24 protein-coding genes are annotated in these 21,968 nt (G+C 60.6%); 15 read left to right on the plus strand and 9 right to left on the minus strand.

Annotation, left to right across the window (positions count from 1 at the left end):
- Positions 1-343 (minus strand): MerR family DNA-binding protein (locus tag MRS74_RS20740; RefSeq protein ID WP_254582192.1); only part of this gene is annotated, 343 nt, incomplete at its 3' end.
- 74 nt (positions 344-417) lie between these two features.
- Here MRS74_RS20740 and MRS74_RS20745 point away from each other — a divergent pair.
- A complete protein-coding gene (locus tag MRS74_RS20745) occupies positions 418-1,050 on the plus strand; it encodes a cation diffusion facilitator family transporter (RefSeq protein WP_254582193.1) in 633 nt (210 codons plus the stop codon).
- On the opposite strand, the gene MRS74_RS20750 is transcribed toward MRS74_RS20745, so the two are convergent.
- Positions 1,041-2,426 carry a heavy metal sensor histidine kinase gene (locus tag MRS74_RS20750; RefSeq protein ID WP_254582194.1) on the minus strand — a complete coding sequence of 462 codons (1,386 nt, stop codon included), beginning with the start codon at positions 2,424-2,426 and terminating at the stop codon, positions 1,041-1,043. The genes MRS74_RS20745 and MRS74_RS20750 overlap by 10 nt on opposite strands.
- Positions 2,423-3,124: a heavy metal response regulator transcription factor gene (locus MRS74_RS20755; RefSeq protein ID WP_254582195.1), complete on the minus strand. Its 702-nt coding sequence runs from the start codon at positions 3,122-3,124 to the stop codon at positions 2,423-2,425. Before MRS74_RS20755 ends, MRS74_RS20750 begins: the two co-directional genes overlap by 4 nt.
- 155 nt (positions 3,125-3,279) lie before the next feature.
- Between MRS74_RS20755 and MRS74_RS20760 the strand changes: the two genes are divergently transcribed.
- From MRS74_RS20760 to MRS74_RS20770, 3 genes are read left to right on the plus strand one after another with little or no spacing between them, the layout of a single operon-like run.
- Entirely contained in the window at positions 3,280-3,816 is a 537-nt protein-coding gene (locus MRS74_RS20760) for a cupredoxin domain-containing protein (protein WP_254582196.1), read from the plus strand.
- A gap of 32 nt (positions 3,817-3,848) precedes the next feature.
- Positions 3,849-5,642, plus strand: coding sequence for a copper resistance system multicopper oxidase (locus MRS74_RS20765; protein WP_254582197.1), 1,794 nt, complete (start codon positions 3,849-3,851; stop codon positions 5,640-5,642).
- Positions 5,643-5,656: 14 nt separating this feature from the next.
- Positions 5,657-6,385 (plus strand): copper resistance protein B, encoded by a 729-nt coding sequence (locus MRS74_RS20770; protein ID WP_254582198.1) that lies wholly within the window; start codon positions 5,657-5,659, stop codon positions 6,383-6,385.
- A 51-nt stretch (positions 6,386-6,436) separates the two neighbouring features.
- Here the strand turns inward: MRS74_RS20770 and MRS74_RS20775 are convergent, their stop codons facing one another.
- The 5 genes from MRS74_RS20775 to MRS74_RS20795 form a co-directional block, all read right to left on the minus strand.
- Positions 6,437-6,931, minus strand: coding sequence for a hypothetical protein (locus tag MRS74_RS20775; protein ID WP_254582199.1), 495 nt, complete (start codon positions 6,929-6,931; stop codon positions 6,437-6,439).
- 113 nt (positions 6,932-7,044) lie between these two features.
- Positions 7,045-7,821, minus strand: a complete 777-nt coding sequence (locus MRS74_RS20780) for a DsbA family protein (protein ID WP_254582200.1) — start codon at positions 7,819-7,821, stop codon at positions 7,045-7,047.
- Between the two features lie 295 nt (positions 7,822-8,116).
- A complete protein-coding gene (locus MRS74_RS20785) occupies positions 8,117-8,596 on the minus strand; it encodes a c-type cytochrome (RefSeq protein WP_254582201.1) in 480 nt (159 codons plus the stop codon).
- A 138-nt stretch (positions 8,597-8,734) separates the two neighbouring features.
- Entirely contained in the window at positions 8,735-9,169 is a 435-nt protein-coding gene (locus MRS74_RS20790; RefSeq protein ID WP_254582202.1) for a DUF411 domain-containing protein, read from the minus strand.
- Between the two features lie 177 nt (positions 9,170-9,346).
- Positions 9,347-9,643 (minus strand): hypothetical protein, encoded by a 297-nt coding sequence (locus MRS74_RS20795; RefSeq protein ID WP_254582203.1) that lies wholly within the window; start codon positions 9,641-9,643, stop codon positions 9,347-9,349.
- A gap of 415 nt (positions 9,644-10,058) precedes the next feature.
- On the opposite strand from MRS74_RS20795, the gene purE reads away from it, so the two are divergent.
- Both purE and purK read left to right on the plus strand, forming a co-directional pair.
- Positions 10,059-10,547: a 5-(carboxyamino)imidazole ribonucleotide mutase gene (gene purE, locus MRS74_RS20800; protein ID WP_254582204.1), complete on the plus strand. Its 489-nt coding sequence runs from the start codon at positions 10,059-10,061 to the stop codon at positions 10,545-10,547.
- A 3-nt stretch (positions 10,548-10,550) separates the two neighbouring features.
- The gene (purK, locus tag MRS74_RS20805) at positions 10,551-11,639 is read left to right on the plus strand and encodes a 5-(carboxyamino)imidazole ribonucleotide synthase (RefSeq protein WP_254582205.1); all 1,089 of its coding nucleotides are present in this window, start codon (positions 10,551-10,553) and stop codon (positions 11,637-11,639) included.
- A gap of 99 nt (positions 11,640-11,738) precedes the next feature.
- Here purK and MRS74_RS24065 read toward each other — a convergent pair whose 3' ends face one another.
- Positions 11,739-11,867 (minus strand): hypothetical protein, encoded by a 129-nt coding sequence (locus tag MRS74_RS24065; RefSeq protein WP_256558029.1) that lies wholly within the window; start codon positions 11,865-11,867, stop codon positions 11,739-11,741.
- 926 nt (positions 11,868-12,793) lie between these two features.
- On the opposite strand from MRS74_RS24065, the gene MRS74_RS20810 reads away from it, so the two are divergent.
- The 9 genes from MRS74_RS20810 (at position 12,794) to MRS74_RS20850 (ending at position 21,954) form a co-directional block, all read left to right on the plus strand.
- Complete coding sequence (locus MRS74_RS20810; RefSeq protein ID WP_254582206.1) at positions 12,794-14,191, plus strand: undecaprenyl-phosphate glucose phosphotransferase; 1,398 nt, start codon at positions 12,794-12,796, stop codon at positions 14,189-14,191.
- Between the two features lie 93 nt (positions 14,192-14,284).
- Positions 14,285-15,607, plus strand: coding sequence for a UDP-glucose dehydrogenase family protein (locus tag MRS74_RS20815; protein WP_254582207.1), 1,323 nt, complete (start codon positions 14,285-14,287; stop codon positions 15,605-15,607).
- Between the two features lie 187 nt (positions 15,608-15,794).
- Positions 15,795-16,682: a sulfotransferase family protein gene (locus MRS74_RS20820; RefSeq protein ID WP_254582208.1), complete on the plus strand. Its 888-nt coding sequence runs from the start codon at positions 15,795-15,797 to the stop codon at positions 16,680-16,682.
- Complete coding sequence (locus tag MRS74_RS20825) at positions 16,682-17,932, plus strand: hypothetical protein (protein WP_254582209.1); 1,251 nt, start codon at positions 16,682-16,684, stop codon at positions 17,930-17,932. Before MRS74_RS20820 ends, MRS74_RS20825 begins: the two co-directional genes overlap by 1 nt.
- Positions 17,922-18,641: a heparin lyase I family protein gene (locus tag MRS74_RS20830; protein ID WP_254582210.1), complete on the plus strand. Its 720-nt coding sequence runs from the start codon at positions 17,922-17,924 to the stop codon at positions 18,639-18,641. Before MRS74_RS20825 ends, MRS74_RS20830 begins: the two co-directional genes overlap by 11 nt.
- On the plus strand, positions 18,628-19,716 hold the full coding sequence (locus tag MRS74_RS20835) for a glycosyltransferase (RefSeq protein ID WP_254582211.1): 1,089 nt from the start codon (positions 18,628-18,630) through the stop codon (positions 19,714-19,716). The genes MRS74_RS20830 and MRS74_RS20835 overlap by 14 nt, the downstream gene beginning before the upstream one ends.
- Complete coding sequence (locus MRS74_RS20840; RefSeq protein ID WP_254582212.1) at positions 19,713-20,153, plus strand: glycosyltransferase family protein; 441 nt, start codon at positions 19,713-19,715, stop codon at positions 20,151-20,153. Before MRS74_RS20835 ends, MRS74_RS20840 begins: the two co-directional genes overlap by 4 nt.
- Positions 20,150-20,650 (plus strand): glycosyltransferase, encoded by a 501-nt coding sequence (locus MRS74_RS20845; protein WP_254582213.1) that lies wholly within the window; start codon positions 20,150-20,152, stop codon positions 20,648-20,650. The genes MRS74_RS20840 and MRS74_RS20845 overlap by 4 nt, the downstream gene beginning before the upstream one ends.
- Positions 20,647-21,954 carry an oligosaccharide flippase family protein gene (locus tag MRS74_RS20850; RefSeq protein WP_254582214.1) on the plus strand — a complete coding sequence of 436 codons (1,308 nt, stop codon included), beginning with the start codon at positions 20,647-20,649 and terminating at the stop codon, positions 21,952-21,954. The genes MRS74_RS20845 and MRS74_RS20850 overlap by 4 nt, the downstream gene beginning before the upstream one ends.
- Positions 21,955-21,968 lie beyond the last annotated feature (14 nt).

A 21,968-nucleotide genomic window follows, 5' to 3' on the forward strand; every position in this document is an offset into this window, starting at 1 on the left:
AGCAGGCCAGCCGCACCAGCTCCTGCCGCATGGCCTGCAGATCGGCGATCTTGGCCTCCACATCCTGCAGATGGGCCCGGGTCAGCTGATCCGCTTCGTGACAGGGTTCCTGCGGATGATTCGCCAGCTGTAACAGGGTGCGGATCGCCTCGATGCCAAAACCCAGCTCACGACCTCGACGGATAAAGCGCAGCCGCCTGGCCGCCGCATCCGTATACCTGCGGTAACCGTTGGCCGCCCGCTGCGGTGCCGGCAACAGACCGATTCGCTCGTAATAGCGTACGGTTTCGAGATTCACCCCCGACGCCTTGCTCAGCTGCCCGATGGTATAGCTTTCCGCCATGACTTGACCCTGTAGTTGCTACAGGGTTTAGCATAGCAGCTATAGTTGATCAGGCACCCCCAAAGGACGAAATCATGGGTACACATTGCTGCGAACCACAGGAAAATGCAGGACTGAAAAGCGTCGCCTACCGTCGCGTACTCTGGATCGCATTGCTGCTTAATCTCGCCATGTTTGGCGTCGAGATCGTGGCGGGGATGCGGGCGGGCTCGGTCTCGCTGCTGGCTGACTCGCTGGATTTCCTGGGCGATTCCGCCAACTACGGTATCAGCCTGTGGGTACTGGGGCTGGGGCTGGCCATCCGCGCCAGGGCTTCGCTGTTCAAGGCCTTCAGCATGGCGGCATTCGGCGTCGGGATACTGGGCACGGCGCTCTGGCACCTGTATAGCGGCACCCTGCCGGATGCCCCCACCATGGGAGTTATCGGCGCCCTGGCGCTGATCACCAACCTGGCCGTGGCCTGGCTACTCTGGGCTTATCGTGAGGGCGACAGCAATATGCGCAGCGTCTGGCTCTGCACCCGCAACGATGCTATCGGCAATGTCGCCGTACTGCTGGCAGCCCTGGGCGTATTTGGCACCCAAACCGCCTGGCCGGATCTTGCCGTGGGCACGCTGATGGCGCTTCTGGCACTGAGCAGCGCCTGGCAGGTGACACACAGAGCCTGGCAGGAACTGAAACAGGCCGCGCCAGAGACTCAGGCCTGACCGCAGCCCGCCAACGGAAAAAACGCCGTAAAACGGGTGCTGGCCTCACTGGATTCACAGGCCAGAGTGCCACCGTGGGATTGCACGATGGAACGGCTGATCGCAAGACCGAGCCCTGCATGACTGCTGTGACCTTCACGGCGTGCAGGGTCGGCTCGGTAAAAACGGTCGAACAGCCGCTCTATATGTTCAGGAGGTATCACCGGACCAACATTGCTGACACTGACCTCCAGACTCTGGCCGCCGGTGACAATATCCACCGTGACAGTGCCGCCTTCGACCGAGTGCCGGATCGCATTGGACAGCAGGTTGGACAGCGCCCGGCGCAGCATGGAGACATCCCCCATCAGGGTACCCTGGCCGTTGCAGCACAGGGAAATGCCATCTTCTTCGGCAAGAAGTTCATAGTATTCAAATAGCTGCCGGACAAGCCTGTTCATCTCAACCGGCTGGCGCTCGGGTACGATAAGAGCATTATCCGCCTTGGCGATAAACAGCATTTCCTCCACCATCTTCGCCATGCGCTGCAGCTCTTCGAGGTTCGAATAGAGTGCTTCGTGGTATTCCTCCGAGCGCCGCGGCCGCGACAGCACCACCTCGGTATGGGTAATCAGGTTACTGATGGGGGTGCGCAGTTCGTGGGCGATATCTGAGGAGAAGCTGGACAGGCGCACAAAGTCATCGTCCAGACGCTGCAGCATCGCATTGAAACTTTGCGCCAGCCCCTGCAACTCACCCGGCACCTCTCCCATGGGAACGCGGCCGGATAGCGACTGCGCCGATATCGACGACACCACCTGGGTAACCGAGCGCACCGGTTTCAGACCGTTGCGCGCTACCAGCCAGCCCAGGCCTGCGCTGAGCAGGGCACAGAGGGAGAAGGCGATCCAGAACCAGTGGGTCAGCGAGTGCAGGTAGTGCTGATGCAGGGTGCTGTCGAGCACCAGCTCAATACGCAGACTCTGGTTCCCCGGCAGTGTCAGCTCACGGTTGAGCCCCCGGTAAAACCTGTCCTGACTTTCCCATTCCCACGCCTGATCACTCAGACCGGCCAGCAGGCGGGGGGGCACCTGGAGCGCGGCGGGGTCGGCAAACCAGAGCTCGCCTTCAGGACCGCGAATCATGGCCGCCAGCCCCGGATGATGGGACAGTAAAGCCCTGAGTTCCGGCAGCCGGCGCTCGAATGTCTGCCGGTCCGTTACGGTCTGCAAAATGCTCACCGCGTTCTGTGCCTTGCTCGACAGTTCCTGCTGATCGAGGATGCCAAAATGCATCATGCTCAGCTGCTTGAACAGGATACCCGCCAGCAGCAATACCGAGAGCACCGCGACCGAGAACATCAGGCTCAGGCGCATGGTCAGTGACTGGAAGGTCATCCGGAGCCGGGGTGGTCATACGACGAGGGGATTTCGAGCACATAGCCCATGCCGCGCACCGTCTGAATCAGGCGCGGACTGAAACCGTCGTCGATCTTGCTGCGCAGGCGCCTTATGGCCACCTCAATCACGTTGGTGTCACTGTCAAAATTCATGTCCCAGACCTGGGAGGCGATCAGTGACTTGGACAACACCTCCCCGCGCCGGCGCAGCAGCAGCTCGAGCAAAGCGTATTCCTTGGCGGTCAGATCGATGCGCTTGCCGGCGCGATAGACTCTGCGCTTCATCAGCTCGACTTCCAGATCCGCGACCTGCAGGCCGGTCTGCGCCGGGGCCTGGTTGCTGCGCCGCAGCAGGGTACGCACCCGCGCCAGCAACTCGGAAAAGGCGAAAGGCTTGGTCAGGTAATCATCGGCGCCGAGCTCCAGCCCCTTGACCCGATCGTCGACACCGTCACGGGCGGTCAGGAACAGCACCGGCAATTCCTCGCCGCGCTCGCGCAGTGCTCGAATGACCGCCCAGCCATCCAGCCCCGGCAGCATGACATCCAGAATCAGCAGACTGAAGGGGTCATGCAGTACCCGCTGCAGGGCATCGGCACCGTTATCGGTGAGCTCGACACTGAAGCCCGCCTCACTCAGGCCTTTTTGCAGATAGGTACCGATCTTGGGTTCATCTTCTGCCAGCAATATTTTCATGGGCCGGGGCTTCCACCTGAATATGCATTCATTCTGCATCGAAGATCAGCCCAAAACCACAAGCTGACAGAAATGTAATGCGGGAGTCAGGCTGCTGTCAGGCACCACACCCTAAACTCGAACGCAGTTATTTTACAAACCAAAAGGATTACTCCATGTTCTCTATCAGGCCTCTTGTCGCTGCATTCTGTCTTTCTGCCCTGGCGCCCCTGGCCATGGCCGGCGGTTCCCATGGTAGCCACGGTGACGAGGCGACCCCCAACATCGGCCAGCCCGGCGTTGCGGCACAAGCCACCCGCACCGTTTCCATCACGCTCTATGACAACTACTACGAAGTCGATGCGCTGGACGTAAAAGCCGGTGAAACCCTGCATTTCGAGCTGAAAAACGAAGGCGCACTGCTGCACGAATTCAATATCGGTACTGCACCGATGCACAAGAACCACCAGCGCGAAATGCGCAAGATGGTGGCCAGCGGCATGATGACCGAAACCGGCATGGTCGAAATGGACCACAGCAACATGCCCGGCATGGAAGACATGAAGCATGATGATCCCAACAGCATTCTGCTGGCACCGGGCGAGTCCGGGGAACTGACCTGGACCTTCTCCGGCGACGCTGAGCTGGAATTCGCCTGCAACATGCCAGGCCACTATCAGGCAGGCATGGTGGGTGAATTCTCCAGCAACTGATCCCCACCCTTTCGTCATTCAAGGAGATCCTGATGCGATTCAGCATGATACAAGGATTGATTCTGGCCATCGCCAGCCTGGGGCCCATTGGCGCCATGGCAGGAAGCTACGATCTGGTCATCGACGAGCAGATCGTCAATATCACCGGCAAAGACAAAAAGGCCATGACCATCAATGGTCAGTTCCCGGGGCCGACGCTGCATTTCAGGGAAGGTGAAGACGTGACCATCAACGTCACCAATCGCCTGGATGTCGACAGCTCCCTTCACTGGCACGGGCTCTTGCTGCCCTACCAGATGGATGGCGTACCGGGTCTCAGCTTTGACGGCATCAAGCCGGGCGAAACCTTCAGCTACCAGTTCCCGGTCAAGCAGTCGGGCACTTACTGGTACCACAGTCACTCCGGCTTTCAGGAGCAGGAGGGCGTATTCGGCCCTATCGTGATCGAGGCTGCAAAACGCGAGCCCTTCAAGGTCGACCGCGAGTACGTGGTGATGCTGTCTGACTGGTCCGATGAAACCGGCGAGCAGATTTTTTCCAACCTCAAGGCCCAGAGCGACTACTACAACTACAGCCAGCAGACGGTTGGCGACTTCTTTGACGATGTGAAGGCCAGCGGCTGGGGCGCGGCATTCAAGGATCGCCTGTCCTGGGGCAGCATGCGCATGATGCCCACGGACATCGCCGACGTGTCCGGCTACAGCTTCCTGATGAACGGCAAGGCGCCACAAAGCAACTGGACGGCGCTGTTTGAAAAGGGTGAGCGGATTCGTCTGCGCTTCATCAACGGCTCCGCCATGAGCTACTTCGATGTGCGCATTCCCGGTCTGGAAATGACCCTGGTGCAGTCCGATGGCAACAACGTACAGCCGGTTACCGTCGATGAGTTTCGCATCGCCGTCGCCGAAACCTACGACGTTATCGTGCGGCCGCGGGAAGACAAGGCCTTCACCATCCTCGCTGAGTCCGTTGCGCGCACCGGTTATGCCCGTGGTACCCTGGCACCGCGCGAAGGCATGGCGGCCGAGGTTCCCGAACTGCGTGAGCGCCCGCTGCTCACCATGTCCGACATGAGCATGGCCAGCATGGGTGGCATGGACCACTCCAACATGGCGGGCATGGAAGGCATGGATCATTCGAACATGGCCGGTATGGCTGACATGAAAGGCATGGATCACTCCAACATGGCCGGCATGGCTGACATGAAGGGCATGGATCACTCCAAGATGCCCGGCATGGAGAACATGGAAGGCATGGACCACTCCAAGATGGCCGGCATGGCTGGAATGGAAGGTATGGACCATTCCAAGATGATGATGGGCGCCTCTTCTGCCAACAGTGACTATGCACCCGGCAGCGGCCTTGCGCCTGAAGCGGCCAATGGCGGCAAGTTCCTGGTGTATGCCGATCTCAAGGCACAAGTCCCCTTTGCCAACTACCGGGAACCGGATCGCGAAATCGAGCTGCGCCTGACCGGCAACATGGAACGCTACTTCTGGTCCATCAACGGCATCAAGTACTCCGATGCAGAACCGGTGCACCTGAAACTGGGTGAGCGGGTACGCATCAAGTTCATCAACGACACCATGATGATGCACCCCATGCACCTGCACGGCATGTGGATGCAGCTCGACAAGGGCAATGGCCGTTTCAACCCGCTTAAGCACACCGTTAACGTGGCACCCAACACCACGCTGACCGTCGATGTACCTGTGGATGCACTGGGCCAGTGGGCGTTCCACTGCCACCTGATGTATCACATGGCGGCGGGCATGTTCCGCAAGGTCATCGTCGAGGAAGCCGTCGTTGAGACTGCGGCGCAATGAGGAAGGGGAACTGCATGACCGCCAAAAAGACCGCCTGCGCATCCGCGTTACTGCTGGGGGCTACCCTGGCACTGAGTGTTTCGCCTCTCGCCAGCGCAGAAATGAAAGACGATGCCATCATGACCAAGTTCATGCTGGACCGTTTCGAAGTCCGCCATCAGGACGGCGACGACCTGCTAAGCTGGGAAGCCCAGATCAATACCCGCACCGATTATCAGGGCTTGGCCTTCAAGACCAGCGGCGAGCGTCTGCGCAATGGGCCGACCGAGAGCGCCGAATACCAGCTGCTGTATCAGCGCCTGGTATCGGAGTTCTTCGATGCCCAGTTTGGTATCCGCTACGACAATCAGCCGGGACCGTCCCGTACCTATGCAGTGGCAGGGTTGCAGGGGCTGGCGCCCTACTGGTTTGAAGTCGATGCCAACCTGTTCCTGAGCGACCAAGGCGATGCATCCGCCCGCATCGAAGCCGAGTACGACCTGCTGCTGACCCAGCGCCTGGTTCTGCAGCCTGCTGCCGAAATCACCGTCGCCTTCAGTGACGACGAGGAAATCGGCGTGGGTTCGGGCCTCAGCAAAGCGGAAATCGGCGTCCGGTTACGCTATGAGATCAGCCGCAAGCTTGCGCCTTATGTGGGAATAAACTGGGAGAAATCCTTCGGCGACACCGCAGACTTTGCCCGCGCGGAAGGCGAAGACACTGAAGTTGGCTCTGTCGTGATCGGCGTTTCGGCCTGGTTCTGATCTGCGCCCTCGGCACTGCATTCACGGAGAACGTGGCTTGCCCGGGGCTATCTACTTCAGATCGAACACAAACTCGCTTTCCACCAGAGTGCCGGCCTGCACCAGCTGCACCCGGGCGCGCCATGCCATGGCATGGGCATGCCCTGGCAACGCCAGGGTACCGTTAAAATGCTCGGGGCCTGCGGGCTGCAGCGCCAGCTCATTGACGCCCATAAACATGTCAACGCCCTCAAACTCAATGCGCGCCGATTCAGGCTCCATGCCGCTGACCTTGAGACTGAAGTTCAGCGGCTGGTAGGACGCCAGCACAGGAGTCTCCACCGCCAGCTCAACACTCAGCTTGCCACGACTGGCGACACAGGCACCCTGGGAAAAATCACAGGCCGGCGCGCTTATAACCTCGCTGGACTGCAACGCCTCGCCCGCCCGACCCTCCGGCTGATAAAACCTGGGAAACAATAACACGGCGGCGAGAATCAGAACCGAGAGTGCCACTACTCCATATTTTTTAGCTGCAGCGTTGCCGCTACCTGGTATTGCTGTCATCTGATGGCCTTAGTGCCTGGACAAGGGTGAGACGGAGAATGCGCTGCGAGTCTATCACTCGCAGCGGGATTTAAAACCCGCTTCCCTTTGCAAAGGCAGCAAGAGGCCAAACGTCAGGGAGCCTGCCGCACCCGCGCTATCAGATTTTCAAAGGTCGCCTGATCCGCAGCGCCGCCAACAATTTCAGCGCCAACCACAAAGCCCGGTGTGCCGGTGATGCCAAGGGTACGGGCCAGGACTCGGTTACGCGCAAACTGAGCGCTGATTGTCTCAGCCTGCATATCGGTTTTCAGCCTGTCAATGTCCAGCCCGAGGTCCGCCGCATAGCCCAGAATCAGGGCCTCGCTGAGCCTGCGGGAAGAATTCATCATGGCGTTATGCAGCTCCAGATACTTGCCCTGGGCATCTGCTGCCAGGGCCGCACGGGCGGCATATTCGGAGACCGGGCCCAGAATCGGGAATTCCTTGTAAACGATACGCAGCTCGGTGTCCTGCTGCTCGAGCGCACTCATGACAGGCGCAACCTTCTTGCAGTAGGTGCAGTTGTAGTCAAAAAACGCCACCACACTCACATCCCCCTCGGGATTGCCCCCCACTGGCGCCTCAGGATCGGCCAGCAGCTGGGCGCGGCTCTGCTCGATAATGACCTTCACCCGTTCTGCCTTTTGCGCTTGCTGCTGCGACTGGTACAGCTGAATCGCCTGCACCACTATCTCGGGATTGCTGAGGATATAGTCCTTCACGCGCTGCTCGAACTCGGCCGTGACGGGCTGACTCTGCCCGGGCTCAGCGGCCATGGCCTGGGTCGCCATGGCAACGCCCAGCCCAACGGCGGTGATCCCCTGCAGGACTCGCCTGGCAATGCCCTGGCAGCCTGTCGGGCTCAACACTGATCTACTGCGGAAAAGCCGATTTTGGTCATTTTTCGCGCTCTTTTTTACTCGTCGCAGGCTCCTCGGTCTGCGACCCCGCTAAAGCGGTTCTTTCCACTTCGTTCCAAGTGTTAAATAGAACCACTATTCGTCTCAAAATAGTCCAAAAGCTGCCTCAAAACGGACTTTCCCTCGCTACGACCGGCCAAGCCCGACAGACTGCTAGGGCACGAACCCCTGTCTTAATCCTGCTTGCATCTGTTTTCCCTCTGCATTCAATAAGATGCCGGGTACCGCAGCCGGCAAAGGCCGCTCAGTACTGGCGGGTTTTGTCTTCCTGCCAGGCCTGAATTTTCGGCGACCAGTGACTCTTTATGAAGGCCAGTACGGCCCACACTTGTTCATCGCTGAGCAGAGCCCCGAAGGCCGGCATGTCGCTCTCGTATCCGGCCGGTGCATGGGGCGGTACCAGGCCGTTGCGGATAATGCCAAACAATACCCGATCGGGGTGATGCCAGGTATGGCCGCTTTCATCATGGGGTGGCGCCGGCAGGCGCCCGCTGGGCAGACGCTTTTGCCAGTCGGGCTGCCCTTGCAGCCGGCCCTGGTGACAGGCCACGCAGTATTGCCCATAGAGCTGCTGTCCTGCGGCCACCTGGGCTCTGTCCTGCGGATTCGCGCTGCCGGTTGGCGTCAGCCACTGCACCAGCAGGGCCCCACCCAGTGCCAACACCACCAGCGCAGACAGCAGCCACGGCATGATACTTGAGCGCCTCGGAGTTGCCTTAGCCATGCTGGCGCCCTGCAGCTTGATGCCGATGCCTGATCAGCGTCCTAACCCAGTGACCCACGCCCATAATTTCCATCATCGTATTCATTGATGTGACTCCTGTGCGCTTGTCTGGCGTATCTTACGCCCCCCAGCGGGCGCTTATTCGACGGCAAAGACCTTGGGCATGCCCTCGGCGAGTTCATAGATCTTCAGAGGCTCGGTTTTCTGCCCGCCCATACCAGGGGAGCCCGCGGGCATGCCCGGCACGGATATACCGCGAATCTGCGGGCGCTCCGCCAGTAGCCGGCGGATGGAGGCTGCCGGCACATGGCCTTCAACCACATAGCCGTCAATCAGCAGGGTATGGCAGCCTTCAAGTTTTTCCGGCACACCGTTTTGCTGCTTGAAAGCCGCCAGGGTGTCGGTTGCGACCACCTCAATCTCGAAGCCCTGCTTTTCCAGGTAATCGGCATGCCCCTGGCAACAGCCGCATTGCGGATTCTTGTACAGGGTGCCCTTGATGGGCTCAGCGGCCCACATCAGCCCGGACAGCGCCAGCCCAAGAACGAGAGTCAGAGTGTTCAAAAGTTTCATGATCATTTCCTCAACAGAATAAAAGACGACAATACAGGCGGCGGCAGGTCACGGCAGTGGCGCGTGGCAAGGCAGATAGCACCAAGGGCTCCGGTGACAAGGAAAGTGCCGGCAAGGTAGAGCCTTCCCGAGGAGCGTCGTTGAGCAGCGCCGTCTGTACAGACAACCGCAGCGGCGTCAGACGATCAGGGATTGCCGGGGAGGCTGAGGCTCGGGAGCCGGGGAAAGTGAAGCATGGAAGTGGATCTGGGGCGCCCGCAGCATAGCGGGCAATAGCCTGAGCCGCACCCCGGCACTGTCAAGCATGGCCAGCACGCTGGCACAGCTGCCGCTGCCGCAGTCAGTCAGCAGGGTATGGCTGTCATCACAGCCACCGCAGCGGTCCGTGCTGTCCATCTGGGCCATTTGGGCCATCTGGGAGACGGGCATGGACATCATCTGCGCATCCATCTGTGCACGCGCTGTGCTCTGCAAGGACAGGCTCAGTGGCAGGCATACCAGTATTAAGACCGCCAGAAGGCGCTGTGTGCGGATGATGTTCATGATGCCGAAATTAGAGCATGGGCCCTGCAGCGGATCAAGGCGCCGCAGCGCGGGCGAAGACCCACAGCAGCAGCCCTGCAGCACAGATTTTGGGCTTAACATGCACCAAAAGACGTTAAAACACGACATAACATTGCCTTGAGCAGGGTATCGCCTTATTCTATCGGGTTTTTCCGCCGTCGCGTTCTGTCTTTATTTCCATGGAACCCGGTGCGCGCGGTAGCGGCGAGCCTTTTAATATCGTTTACCCGTTCGTCCGATGCATTTTTCGGGCGGCCCCTGCGCGGGCTGCGGGGTATTACGCCTTGCCAATTTTCCGTTTTGATTTAGCTGACAGGACAATGTGATGAGTGTAAAAGTCGCCATTGTGATGGGTTCCCGTTCCGACTGGCCCACCATGAAAGAGGCTGCCGACATTCTGGATACACTGGGTGTGTCCTACCATGCCGAGGTGGTTTCCGCCCACCGCACGCCTGACAGGATGTTCAGTTTCGCCGAAGAAGCCGCTGAGCGCGGTTTTGAAGTCATTATCGCCGGTGCCGGCGGTGCCGCCCATCTGCCCGGCATGATCAGCAGCAAGACGCTGGTGCCGGTTCTGGGTGTGCCCGTACAGAGCAAGGCCCTGAGCGGCATGGACAGCCTCTACTCCATCGTCCAGATGCCCCGCGGCGTGACCGTCGGTACCCTGGCGATCGGTGGCGCCGGCGCCTTTAACGCCGGCCTCATGGCTATCCAGATGCTGGCCATCCACGATCCGGCCCTGCGTGAGCGCCTGCAGCAGTGGCGCAGGGCCCAGTCCCAGACGGTACTGGACAACCCGGATCCCAGGAGCTGAATGATGCTGCCACGTATCGCCATTATCGGTAACGGCCAGCTGGGGCGCATGCTCAGGCAGGCCGGAGCCCCCATGGGCATCGAAGTGCTGCCCTGCGACCCGGGCCTGGATGAGCCGGTAGAGCTCAATCCCGGCGATGTGATCACCGTCGAGCAGGAGCTCTGGCCCGATACGCCACGCAGCCGCCAGCTGACGGCTCACCCAGGCTTTCTCAATGCCCGTGCCACCCAGTTGATCCGCGACCGCCTGAGCGAGAAGAGCCTGCTCGACCACCTCAAGGTCGGCACGGCACCTTGGTGCAACGTCACGCCGGATCACACCACCGAACATCTGGCGCTGGTGGGCGACAAGCTTGTCATCAAGCGCCGCCAGGGCGGTTACGATGGTCGCGGTCAGTGGCGCTGGAAACAGGGCGAACCGGCGCTGGACGAGTGGCTGGGCGAATGCATCGCCGAGAAAATGATCCCCTTCGATGAAGAAGTGTCACTGGTGGGTGCCCGCGGCCACGACGGCAAGTGCGTTTTCTACCCGCTGACGCTGAACCTGCATCAGCAGGGCATCCTGCATGCCAGTGTCGGAGGGCTCAAGCGCCTGCAGCCATTGCAGGCCCAGGCCGAAGAGTGGCTGACCCGCATCATGGTCGAGCTGGACTATGTCGGCGTCATGGCCATGGAGTGCTTCGTTGTCGGCAATACCCTGCTGGTGAACGAGCTGGCACCGCGCGTGCACAATAGCGGCCACTGGACCCAGGCCGGTGCCAACCCGAGCCAGTTCCAGCTGCACCTGCGCGCTGTCGCGGACCTGCCGCTGTTCACTCCGGCGGTAGACGGCCTCAGTGTGATGTGGAACCTGCTCGGCCGCGACTGGTCGACGCAGTGGCTGGCGGTACCGGGCTGCGACGTGCACTGGTACGAAAAGGAGATACGTCCGGGTCGCAAGGTCGGGCACGTCAATCTGCACCGCGGTGCTGTGGCCGATCTGCAGGCCAGCGTCAGTCAGCTGGCCGCGCTGCTGCCGGAGGATGACCGCAGCCCGCTGCTCTGGGCCCTGAACGAGATACAGGCCGACACCGCCGCGCAAAGCGGCAGCTGAGTCGCTGCAAGCGCTCCTAACCGGGCCGGGCCCCTACCGGCCCGGCCATTAGCCCCTATCCTTGACCGTTGCTGATCACCGACACACCGACGGCCGCGGTCAAGCGCAGCGCACGTCATCCAGCCCATCTCGTACTGTAAAACCCTCGATAATCCTTGATTCCGGGTCCTTTAGCGGCGATACGGCCTGCATCTCGATATCCACGCCAGGGTGTCGCCGTCTGCCCATGACCCAAGCCTCCTGAAAAATTTCCCGCCTTAGAACGACAAATTTGCAGCCGCCACTGCGGATAAATCCTCAGATCCTTGCCACCCGTGCCGCAAGCCGCCTGAACCAGCGCATCAGCCCAACGCCAGTGGCAACGGCCTAAACCGCACCCGGTAAGCCGGCAATGCGCAGGCAGGAGGCCGGCCCCTGTAAACCAGTGGTCACGGGGGCCGACCGCCTGGCCAGGCGCCAGCCACAGACCCATAACCAGATGGCGCTTGCCCGCCATAGTGCCTGTACAGACCTGATTCTTGATCGTTTCCAGGCAGCGGAGGCCGGTCAGAAACATTTCTAGCTGCCTAGTTTTAAACAAAATGTCTCAAAACACATACTCTATTATTTATACTGCAAGTGCGTAAAGATATAAGAACCGCCCTGCTTCGCGTTGGGTAACATTAGGCGCTGGCGGTAATTAAGCTGCCACAAACTTAATAGACACTGCGCCGGACAACAGACTATGGAGGCATAATCGGAAGAACCGGAATAATAATAAAAAAATCGGAAAAAATAGCACAACTATCTGATTTAAAATGAATATATCCTGAACGAGAATAATATTATGCAGCACAGCCTGGGGCGGAGAATATTCGGCGGAGCGCGACTTACTGCGGACCGACAAGGGTAACTGTGCGCAAGAAAATCTAACAAGAAAACACAACTGTCTCCATTCGGACACTCTTTACAAGAGTTACGCATATGCGTAATAAATGAATATCAAACAAGCGTTTTAAACTAGATCTGTTTTCGGCGTTGGGGAATGCTCAGATAACCCTAGGGCGGTAGCGTGCTTAAAAGGCAACGGCTGCCCGTTCGGTGTGCGGTAACGGTTTCCCGATAAAACCTCTCAGCAATGGATCACCTGGGTAACCCGGTGTAGGAGGGACTCTATGATGTTCGACAAAAGCGAGCCATCGCATCACCCCCGCGGACTGACATTCTGGATCCAGTGGCTGGTCGCCATGTCTCTTGTCACCGTCCTGCTGGGCCTGCTCACCTGGCTGATTACCGGTGACATTCAGACGCAATATCGCATCCTGGCGGGCTTCGCCATCCTCGGGTCAGTACCGGCCTATACCGCACTGAATGTGTATGACCGGCGCCGGGAAGGCTCCTTCAACGGCCTGATCAGACTGATGGGCGGCTGGCTCCTGTTGCTGGCCATGCTGTCGGTGGTGGGCTTTCTCACCAAGACCAGCGAACTCTATTCCCGCGAAATCCTGCTGAAATGGACCATGCTGGGCTACCTGGTTCAGGTGGCCGCCTTTCTGCCGCTGCACGAGCTGTCCCGCAACTATCATCAGCGCCTGCGGGAAAAGCGTCCTGCCCTGATCATTGGCCAGGACAAGCTGACCGCGCAGCTGGTCGACGTTCTGCTTGAGCAGCGCCAGGAACCCCTGGTGGGCCTGGTCCGGCTCAGCGGCGACTCAGCTATCGCGGCGACGGGCCGCGTTCCCGTGCTGGGCGACCTGACGCAAATCCGCCAGATCATTGCCGAGCAGGAGATACGACGCCTCTACATAGCGCTGCCGTTCAGTGAAATGAACCGGATCGAGCGGCTCTACATCGACCTGCTGGATGTCAACGTCGACGTGGTCTGGATTCCGGACCTGGCGTCACTGGTCATGCTGAACCAGTCGGTCTCTGCCATCGGCGGGCTGCCGGCGATCCACCTGAATGAATGCCCCCTCACTGCGCAACCGCGCGGCGCCCTGGTCAAGGCAGTCCTGGACCGCAGCATAGCGCTGCTGGCGATCCTGCTGCTCAGTCCGCTGCTGATTGCCGCTGCCATTGCCGTCAAGCTCTCGTCACCGGGGCCGGTGCTGTTCAAGCAGCAGCGCCACGGCTGGAACGGTGATGTCATCAAGGTCTGGAAGTTCCGTTCCATGCGGGTGCACCAGGATACCCGGGTCGAACAGGCTACGCGGGACGATCCCCGCGTCACCCCCTTTGGCCGTTTCATCCGCCGCACCTCGATAGACGAGCTGCCGCAGCTGTTCAATGTTCTGTTGGGCGACATGTCCCTGGTGGGCCCGCGCCCCCATGCCATTGCGCACAACGACTACTACGCCGACAAGATCACCGCCTACATGGCGCGTCATCGCATAAAACCCGGCATCACCGGCCTGGCACAGATCAGCGGTGCCCGCGGCGAAACCGAGACCATCGACAAGATGGCCAAACGTGTCGAGTTCGATCTCAAGTACATCAGCAACTGGTCGGTGTGGCTGGATATCAAGATATTGCTCAAAACCCCGCTGTCACTGGTATCCAAGGATATTTACTGACGCTTGCCGCGCGACTGAAACCTGGCGGTCGGGGCCGGGGCTGGATCACGCCCGAGCCGCCTCACCGCCATCGGAATAGAAGGACCTCTGTCAATGAAAGTAACCGTATTCGGAATCGGCTATGTCGGCCTGGTGCAAGGCGCCGTACTCGCCGAAGTCGGCCATGATGTCGTCTGTGTCGACGTCGATCAGGCCAAGGTGGAACGCCTGAAGCAGGGCCAGATTCCGATATATGAGCCGGGTCTCGAAAGCCTGGTTCGGGAGAATGTGGCGGCCGGCCGGCTGAGCTTCACCACCGACGCGGCAGCGGCCGTACGGCACGGCGCCGTGCAGTTCATCGCCGTCGGCACGCCACCGGACGAAGATGGCTCCGCCGACCTGCAGTACGTGCTGGCCGTCGCCGAGACCATCGCCACCCACATGGAGTCGCACCAGACGGTGGTCGACAAGTCGACCGTGCCGGTCGGCACCGCCGACAAGGTCGCTGAACGCATCACCGGGGTGCTGGCCCGGCGGGAACGGTCGGACCTGGGCGCCGATGTCGTCTCCAACCCGGAGTTTCTCAAGGAGGGTTCCGCCGTCGCCGACTGCATGAAGCCCGACCGCATCGTCATTGGCACCGGCAGTGAAGCGGCGCAGGAGCTGATGCGCGAACTCTATGCCCCCTTCAACCGCAACCATGAAAAGATCATCGTCATGGACGTGCGCAGCGCCGAACTGACGAAATACGCCGCCAACTGCATGCTGGCAACCAAGATCAGCTTCATGAACGAAATGAGCAACCTGGCCGAGCAGCTCGGCGCTGACATCGAAATGGTGCGCCAGGGCATCGGATCGGACCCGCGCATCGGTTATCACTTCATCTATCCCGGCGCCGGCTACGGCGGTTCCTGTTTCCCCAAGGACGTACAGGCGCTGATCCACACCGCCGACAGCATCGACTTCGACGCCAAGCTGCTCAAGGCCGTGGAAAACCGCAACAACACCCAGAAAACGGTGCTGTTCAACAAGATCTGGAAACACTTCGGCGGCGACCTGGCCGGCCGGACCTTCGCCATCTGGGGGCTCAGCTTCAAACCCAATACCGACGACATGCGCGAAGCCCCCAGCCGCGTTCTCATGGAAGCCCTGTGGCAGGCCGGCGCCCGCGTCCAGGCCTATGACCCGGAAGCAATGCAGGAAACCCAGCGACTCTACGGCAACCGCGACGAACTGACCCTGTGCGGTACCAAGGAAGCGGCACTGCGGGGCGCCGAGGCACTGGTCATTGTCACCGAATGGCCAGCCTTCAAGGCGCCGGATTTCGATTTCATCAGCGAGCAGTTGCAGCAGCCGCTGATCTTCGACGGGCGCAACCTGTTCGACCCCGCACGGATGGCGAAGAAAGGGTACAGCTACTACTCCATCGGGCGCTGAGAAAGCCAACGCCCGTTCATGCGAGGTTTAGCCCGTCGCGGCTAGTATGCTCGGCCTTTTCCGGTCAATTCACCGCGCGGGCCGGCGGCCGGGCCCGGATCTCGCGACCGGCGCAGCCCCGTGTTCCACAGCAATCGGCAATACCGGCAGCCCCCAGGGGCTGGCCGTTCGAGTCAGAGGTTCAGCTATGCCAGACGTTTTCATTCTGGGTTTTACCAAGTGCGCCACGACCAGTCTGTATGATCAGTTGTGCGATCATCCCGGTGTCGCCCATAACCGGGTGAAGGAACCCCATTTTCATTTCAGTCGCCTCAAGGGCACCGCATTCGACGGACCCGCCGATCGCGACACTGTCGCGCAGATGTTCATCGAAAGGCGCATCGACTACAACAAGCTCTACAACCAGCCCGGCGTCACCATTGATGCCTCGGCGATGTCCATCGAGCATCTGGACATCGTCTCGATGATCAACGACGAATACCCCCATGCCCGCTACATCGTCATGCTGCGCAACCCGCTGGAGCGAGCATTTTCCGCTTTCTCGCACATGGTCCGCGACGCCCGGGAAGAGCAGAGCTTCCGCCAGGCGCTGGAAGACGAGCTCAACGGCCAGCGGGAACGGCACCTGCCCATCTGGCGCTATCTGGACTCGAGCCGCTATGTGGAACGGGTGCAGGGCGCCCGGCGCCTGCTGGGCGAGCGCATGAAAGTGGTGTGTTACGACGATTACATCCGGCACAATCAGGCAACCATGGACGAGCTGGCCGCCTTTATTGGCATCGAACCGGCGCAATGGACGCTGGAACACGCCAACAAGTCCGGCAATCCGAAATCCAGGACGCTGCAGAAGATGGTGATGCGAAAATCCGTCATCAAGAGCGCCTTCATCGCCCTGCTGCCGCGCAGGGTCGTCACAGCGTCCAAAAAGTTTATAACCGGCCTGAACGTCGGGGAAAAATCGCAGCTCAGCCCCAGCGACCGCGCATTTTTCAATGAATGCATCCGCGACGAACTGGACAAAATCGACGACGCCGCCATCGATGCGCAGCTGTTGCGGGGCCTGTACAGCTCGTGATGACCGAAAGACCCAGGCTGAGCCTGCCGGGGCTTTTTTTCGTCCTGGTGCTCATGGAAATCCTCTTCGGCTTTCTGAAAAAGCTGAGCCCGACGCTGTACCAGCCATTCGACCTGCTGGAGAAGCTGATCCCCATCGCAGCGCTCGCAATCTGCGCCCTGATACTGAATGGGCGCCTCAGCCGCCCGATCGCCTTCAGTCTGCTGTTTTACGGGCTCTACCTGCTGTACGGCATAGTGATCTCGTACCTGAACCACAAAAGCAGCGCGGTGATTTTTTACCAGCTCTATCACGAGATCAAATACATCGCCATCATGGTGACATTCAGCGTACTGCACTGCAGCGACCGCTGGAGCCGCAAAAGCCTGAAGGTCTGCACCCTAGTGCTGCTGCTGTCGATACCGCTGATCCTGTTCCAGCTCGGAGCGTCCGGCGCCTACGACAGTCTGTTTTCCAACGGCGGTCACTTCGAGCGGGGTTACGTCGGCGGCCTGCAGCTGCCGCGCGCCGTGGGCGTCTTCTGGCATCCGTCGCAGCTGGCGATCTTCTCGCTGCTGGCGATCATTCTGCTATCGTCGGACCAGAGCATGACGCGCTTGCGGCGGCCCCTGTACATTCTGCTCTTCACGCTCTGCGCCGTGCTGACCATTCAGCGGCTGGAGCTGTTTTTGCTGCTGTGCAGCTGCTACGCCATCTATCTGATGAAAGACCGGCACAAGCTGTACCTGAGTGCCCATTTTGGCCACCTGATCCTCGCCGTCGGCGCGGCCTTTTGCATCAGCGTTCTGGTAAAACCCGGCCTCTATGCAGGGCTCGTAGAGTCCTTGCCTTCGCCGCGTTCCTGGATCTTCTACCAGTCGGTACAGACCCTGCTGAACAGCAGTTACTGGGGCGCAGGCTGGGGCACCATCGGCAGCCATGCGGCCGCCGACATGACCAATGCCTACAGCCTCAGCGACCTCAGCGACCTCTGGTGGGTGCAGCGGGGCCTGTATCTGTACGATACCTACTGGCCCCATGTCATCGGTGAAACGGGCCTGCCGGGGCTCTGCTTGCTGGTATTGTCGATCGTCTGCCTGGCCAACCAGTTCGTCGGCTTCAACGCCCGGCTGATCTTCTTCATCCTGTTTCTGACCAGCCTGCTGTCGTCGAACCTGCAGTCGATTTTCTACCTGGTCATGTTTGGCTGGTTCATCATGGTGTCGGAAAACCAGAGCCGACAGCGTCTGATAGCGGCCCATGCTCCATAAAACGATCCTGGCCGGGCTGGCCACGGCGGCACTGCTGGCATTCGGCGGTACCACTCAGGCCTTGAGCGGCGAACATAGGTTCCTGCAGGAAGGCTTCGAAGACGGTATAGGCTCGGGCATCCATTCGCTGTGCGGCGGCTGCCGGCACAACCGCTATCCCGTGGTGAGCACCGAGCAGGCGGCCGAGGGCACCCATTCGCTGAGACTGGAGTACGCCCGCAACCGGACGGAGATCTCGAGCGTCCGCCTGCCACTGAACAAACCGCTGCACATCAGCTGGGCGCTGTTCATTCCCGACGGCTTCAGCCCCCGCCACAGGGGCACCGTCGCCCAGGTGATCGGCTGGCAGGAGCCCTGTTTCGGGGGCGGCAACTACCACCTGAGACTGGACAACGGCCACTGGGGCCTGAATATCCGCAACCTCCAGGTTGCCAACGGTGACCGGGTACTCAAGAAGCCGGTGTTGCGGGGGGCCTGGACAAGGTTCCAGATCGATGCACTGCTCTCCACCGGCAACGATGGCTTTTTCACGCTCAGCATCAGCGATGCCAACGGCACGAGCGAATACCGGCTTCTGGAAAACACGAAGACCTATATAGAGTGCCCGCTGGGGCCTTACTTCAAGGCCGGGCTCTACGGGGACTTCGAGGACGGAAGCTACCTCTATTTGGATGATTTGAAGGTGACAGTGAAGGATGATGACAACTAACAAGACCACCCGGATTGCGATCCTGGGCACCCGGGCCCGGGGCGGCATCCGGGCCGTGATCGAAAATCACGTTGAGTCCGGCGTCTACCGGGATCTGCAATACCACGAGCTCTATACCCACGAGGAAGGCTCCGCCGTCCATCGGGTTGTGCTGGCGGCCCGGGCCCTGCTGCAGTTCATCGGCCTGCTGCTGCGCAAGGAAATCGATATCTGCCATATTCACGGATCGATGAAGGGCAGCATCTACCGCAAAAGCCTTTTCATATGGCTGTGCCGGCTGTTCGGCGTGCGGGTGATTTTCCACCTGCACGGCTCGGAATTTGCCGACTATTACCGCAAGGCCGGGTGGCTCTACAAAAAAGTCGTCCACTACGTCCTGAACCGTTCGGACTGCATCTTCGTGCTGTCTCGATACTGGCAGGACTTCCTCACCAGCATCTGCGATAACCGCAACATCGTCATCGTCAACAATTTCCCGTCGGCGCAGTTCGAGCAGCTGCTGCCCAGCCGGCCATACGATGAAACGCAGAATCTTAACTTCCTCTTTCTCGGCTACCTGGGACAACGCAAGGGCATCTACGACCTGATCGACGCGGTGTCATCGCTCAAGGAACAGCTGCCCCGGGGGTTCAGGATCCATGTCGGTGGCAACGGCGAACAGGACAAGGTGACGCGAAAGATCGCCGAGCTCAAGGTCGAGCCCTACTTCGAGGTGCACGGCTGGGTCAGCGGCGAGCAGAAGTCGCAACTGCTGAAGACCTGCAACGTGTTGCTGCTGCCGTCCTACAACGAAGGCATGCCCATTGCGATTCTGGAAGCCTTCGCAGCAGGCCTCGCGGTTGTCAGCACCCGGGTCGGGGGGATTCCGGACCTGATCACCGACGACTCGGTCGGCTTCCTGATCGACGCCGGCGATACCGCCAGCCTGGCCCGCAGGATCGGCAGCCTGCTGCAGGATCCGGCGCTGATCGAGCATAGCGCCCGCAACGCCAACCAGGTCTACAACGCGCAGTTCTCGGCCAAGGCCAATGTTTCCAAAATCCGCACCATTTACCAGGAGCTGGCAACCCCATGAAAACCAAGAAGGTACTCGCCGTCGCCTCCAGGGGCGGCCACTTCATCCAGCTGATGAGGTTGAAACCGCTGCTCGATCGATACGAGACGACCTATGTCTCGAACCAGGCCATGAGCGGGCTGCCCCGCTTCGTCCGGGTCACCGACGCCAACCTAGACTCCAAAGCGCGCCTGCTGCTGCTGTTCTGCCAGCTGCTGGTCACCTGTGTGCGTGTGCGCCCGGACATCATCATCTCGACAGGCGCCGCTCCGGGATTCTTTGCCCTGCTGATCGGCAAGTGCATCGGCAGCCGCACCATCTGGCTGGACAGCATCGCCAATGCCGAGGAGCTTTCGCTGTCTGGACAGAAGGTGCGCAAGTATGCCGACCTCTGGCTGACCCAGTGGCAGGAACTGGCCACCGTGGACGGGCCTGAATACAAGGGGAGAGTGCTATGATTTTCCTGACCGTCGGCACCCAGCTGCCCTTCGACCGCCTGGTGGAACTGCTCGATGGCTGGGCTGCCCGCAACCCGGACATCAAGATCTTCGCCCAGATCGGCGACGCCGCCTACCAGCCGCAGCACTTCGAATACTGTGCATTCCTGAATGAAAAAGAGTACGCCACGGCCTTCGACGGGGCCGACTTCATCCTGGCCCACGCCGGCATGGGCACCATTCTCAGTTCGCTGATGGCCGGTAAACCGGTGGTCGTGTTCCCGCGCATCGCTGCACTGGGTGAACACCGCAACGAACACCAGCTGGCGACCTGTCGCAAGCTGGAGGAACTGAAGGGCTGCTATATCGCCTACGAAAACGACGAACTGCTGCGCCTGCTCGACAACCTGCAGTCCCTCGAAGGCGAACAGATTTCCCCCTTCGCGTCCGACGAGCTGCTCGACTCCCTCGACCGCTTTATCTCCAACGATGGCCTGCCGTTGCCGACCTCGCCATGATCGCCGCCTTGCTGAAAGGCCGCAGCGAAAGCCGCACCCTGGCCCTGGACACGCTGCTGGCACTGGTCGTGCGCCTGGCCGGCGCCGGTGCCGGTTTCGTCATGAGCCTGGTGGTGGCGCGCACCCTGGGCGCCGAGCAGTCGGGCTATTTTTTGCTGGCCTTCTCGATCATCACCTTCCTCGCCGCCATCAGCCGCGCAGGGCTCGACAACGTGGTGCTGCGACAGACCGGCGCCGCCATGCCCGGGAAGGACCTGTGCCGGGTCCGGCAGGTGCTGGGCCGCAGCCTGCTGCTGGCCGGCGCCATCGCGTTACTGGTGGCGGCACTGCTGGCCGGGTTCGCCGGGCCTATAGCCCGCGACCTTTTCGGCAAGCCGCAACTGGCGCCGGTCCTGAGCGCCATGGCGCCCGGCATGGTGGCGCTGGCGCTGTTCACGCTGGTAGGCATGAGCCTGCAGGGGCTGCACCGGGTGGTGGCGTCTGTGGCGACGCTGAACATATTCACGCCACTGGTCCTCAGCGCCGGCCTGCTGCTACTGGCCCTGCTGACGGCGGCAGAAGCGGCCTGGATCTACAGCGCGGCGGCGCTGCTTTCGCTGCTGATCGGCCTGGGACTCTGGTGGCGCGCCACGGCCTCGCATCAAGCGCAGACGGACGAGCCGACGGGCTGGCGGGAGATACTGACGCCGGCGTTGCCACTGTGGATCGTGCTGGTCATGAGCCAGCTGATTCAGTGGTCGGGCCAGTTCATTGCCGGCGCCTACATCACACCGCAGGAGATTGCGCAGCTGGCGGTTGCTCAGCGGACCGCACTACTGACCAGCTTCATACTGATGGCGGTCAACCTGGTGGTCGCCCCCCGTTTCGCTGCCATGCACAAACAGGGTGACCTGGACGGCGTAAGGCGCGTCGCGCTGACGTCGGTACGGCTGATGCTGCTGGCTGCCGCACCGGTCGTTACCCTCATGGTATGCTTCCCGCACTGGCTGATGTGGCTGTTCGGCGATGAATTCGTCGCCGGGGCGCCGCTGCTGCGAATTCTCGCCATCGGCCAGTTTATCAATGTCGCGACCGGGTCCGTCGGCTACCTGCTGATGATGACCGGCCACGAAAAGGACATGCGCAACAGCCTGCTGGTGGTTGCACCCTGCAGTATCCTGCTCAGCCTCTGGCTGATCCCGCTTTACGGTGCAGTCGGCGCTGCGGTAGCCACCGCCCTGGCGATCGCGGGGCAGAATCTGCTGGCGGTGTTCTGGGTGCGCCGGCGCCTGGGCTTCAATACACTGGCCATCTGGCGCCGTTGACCGCCACAGGCATT

This window comes from Marinobacterium sedimentorum, from assembly GCF_024267675.1.
GTDB classification, from domain to species: Bacteria; Pseudomonadota; Gammaproteobacteria; order Pseudomonadales; family Balneatricaceae; genus Marinobacterium_A; species Marinobacterium_A sedimentorum.

Bases quoted from the DNA above. Each gene is read 5' to 3' on its own strand.
- MRS74_RS20745 (WP_254582193.1), top strand. From the start codon at position 418: ATGGGTACACATTGCTGCGAACCACAGGAAAATGCAGGACTGAAAAGC.
- MRS74_RS20750 (WP_254582194.1), bottom strand. From the start codon at position 2,426: ATGACCTTCCAGTCACTGACCATGCGCCTGAGCCTGATGTTCTCGGTC.
- MRS74_RS20755 (WP_254582195.1), bottom strand. From the start codon at position 3,124: ATGAAAATATTGCTGGCAGAAGATGAACCCAAGATCGGTACCTATCTG.
- MRS74_RS20760 (WP_254582196.1), top strand. From the start codon at position 3,280: ATGTTCTCTATCAGGCCTCTTGTCGCTGCATTCTGTCTTTCTGCCCTG.
- MRS74_RS20765 (WP_254582197.1), top strand. From the start codon at position 3,849: ATGCGATTCAGCATGATACAAGGATTGATTCTGGCCATCGCCAGCCTG.
- MRS74_RS20770 (WP_254582198.1), top strand. From the start codon at position 5,657: ATGACCGCCAAAAAGACCGCCTGCGCATCCGCGTTACTGCTGGGGGCT.
- MRS74_RS20775 (WP_254582199.1), bottom strand. From the start codon at position 6,931: ATGACAGCAATACCAGGTAGCGGCAACGCTGCAGCTAAAAAATATGGA.
- MRS74_RS20785 (WP_254582201.1), bottom strand. From the start codon at position 8,596: ATGGCTAAGGCAACTCCGAGGCGCTCAAGTATCATGCCGTGGCTGCTG.
- MRS74_RS20790 (WP_254582202.1), bottom strand. From the start codon at position 9,169: ATGAAACTTTTGAACACTCTGACTCTCGTTCTTGGGCTGGCGCTGTCC.
- purE (WP_254582204.1), top strand. From the start codon at position 10,059: ATGAGTGTAAAAGTCGCCATTGTGATGGGTTCCCGTTCCGACTGGCCC.
- purK (WP_254582205.1), top strand. From the start codon at position 10,551: ATGCTGCCACGTATCGCCATTATCGGTAACGGCCAGCTGGGGCGCATG.
- MRS74_RS24065 (WP_256558029.1), bottom strand. From the start codon at position 11,867: ATGGGCAGACGGCGACACCCTGGCGTGGATATCGAGATGCAGGCCGTA.
- MRS74_RS20810 (WP_254582206.1), top strand. From the start codon at position 12,794: ATGATGTTCGACAAAAGCGAGCCATCGCATCACCCCCGCGGACTGACA.
- MRS74_RS20815 (WP_254582207.1), top strand. From the start codon at position 14,285: ATGAAAGTAACCGTATTCGGAATCGGCTATGTCGGCCTGGTGCAAGGC.
- MRS74_RS20820 (WP_254582208.1), top strand. From the start codon at position 15,795: ATGCCAGACGTTTTCATTCTGGGTTTTACCAAGTGCGCCACGACCAGT.
- MRS74_RS20825 (WP_254582209.1), top strand. From the start codon at position 16,682: ATGACCGAAAGACCCAGGCTGAGCCTGCCGGGGCTTTTTTTCGTCCTG.
- MRS74_RS20830 (WP_254582210.1), top strand. From the start codon at position 17,922: ATGCTCCATAAAACGATCCTGGCCGGGCTGGCCACGGCGGCACTGCTG.
- MRS74_RS20835 (WP_254582211.1), top strand. From the start codon at position 18,628: ATGATGACAACTAACAAGACCACCCGGATTGCGATCCTGGGCACCCGG.
- MRS74_RS20840 (WP_254582212.1), top strand. From the start codon at position 19,713: ATGAAAACCAAGAAGGTACTCGCCGTCGCCTCCAGGGGCGGCCACTTC.
- MRS74_RS20845 (WP_254582213.1), top strand. From the start codon at position 20,150: ATGATTTTCCTGACCGTCGGCACCCAGCTGCCCTTCGACCGCCTGGTG.
- MRS74_RS20850 (WP_254582214.1), top strand. From the start codon at position 20,647: ATGATCGCCGCCTTGCTGAAAGGCCGCAGCGAAAGCCGCACCCTGGCC.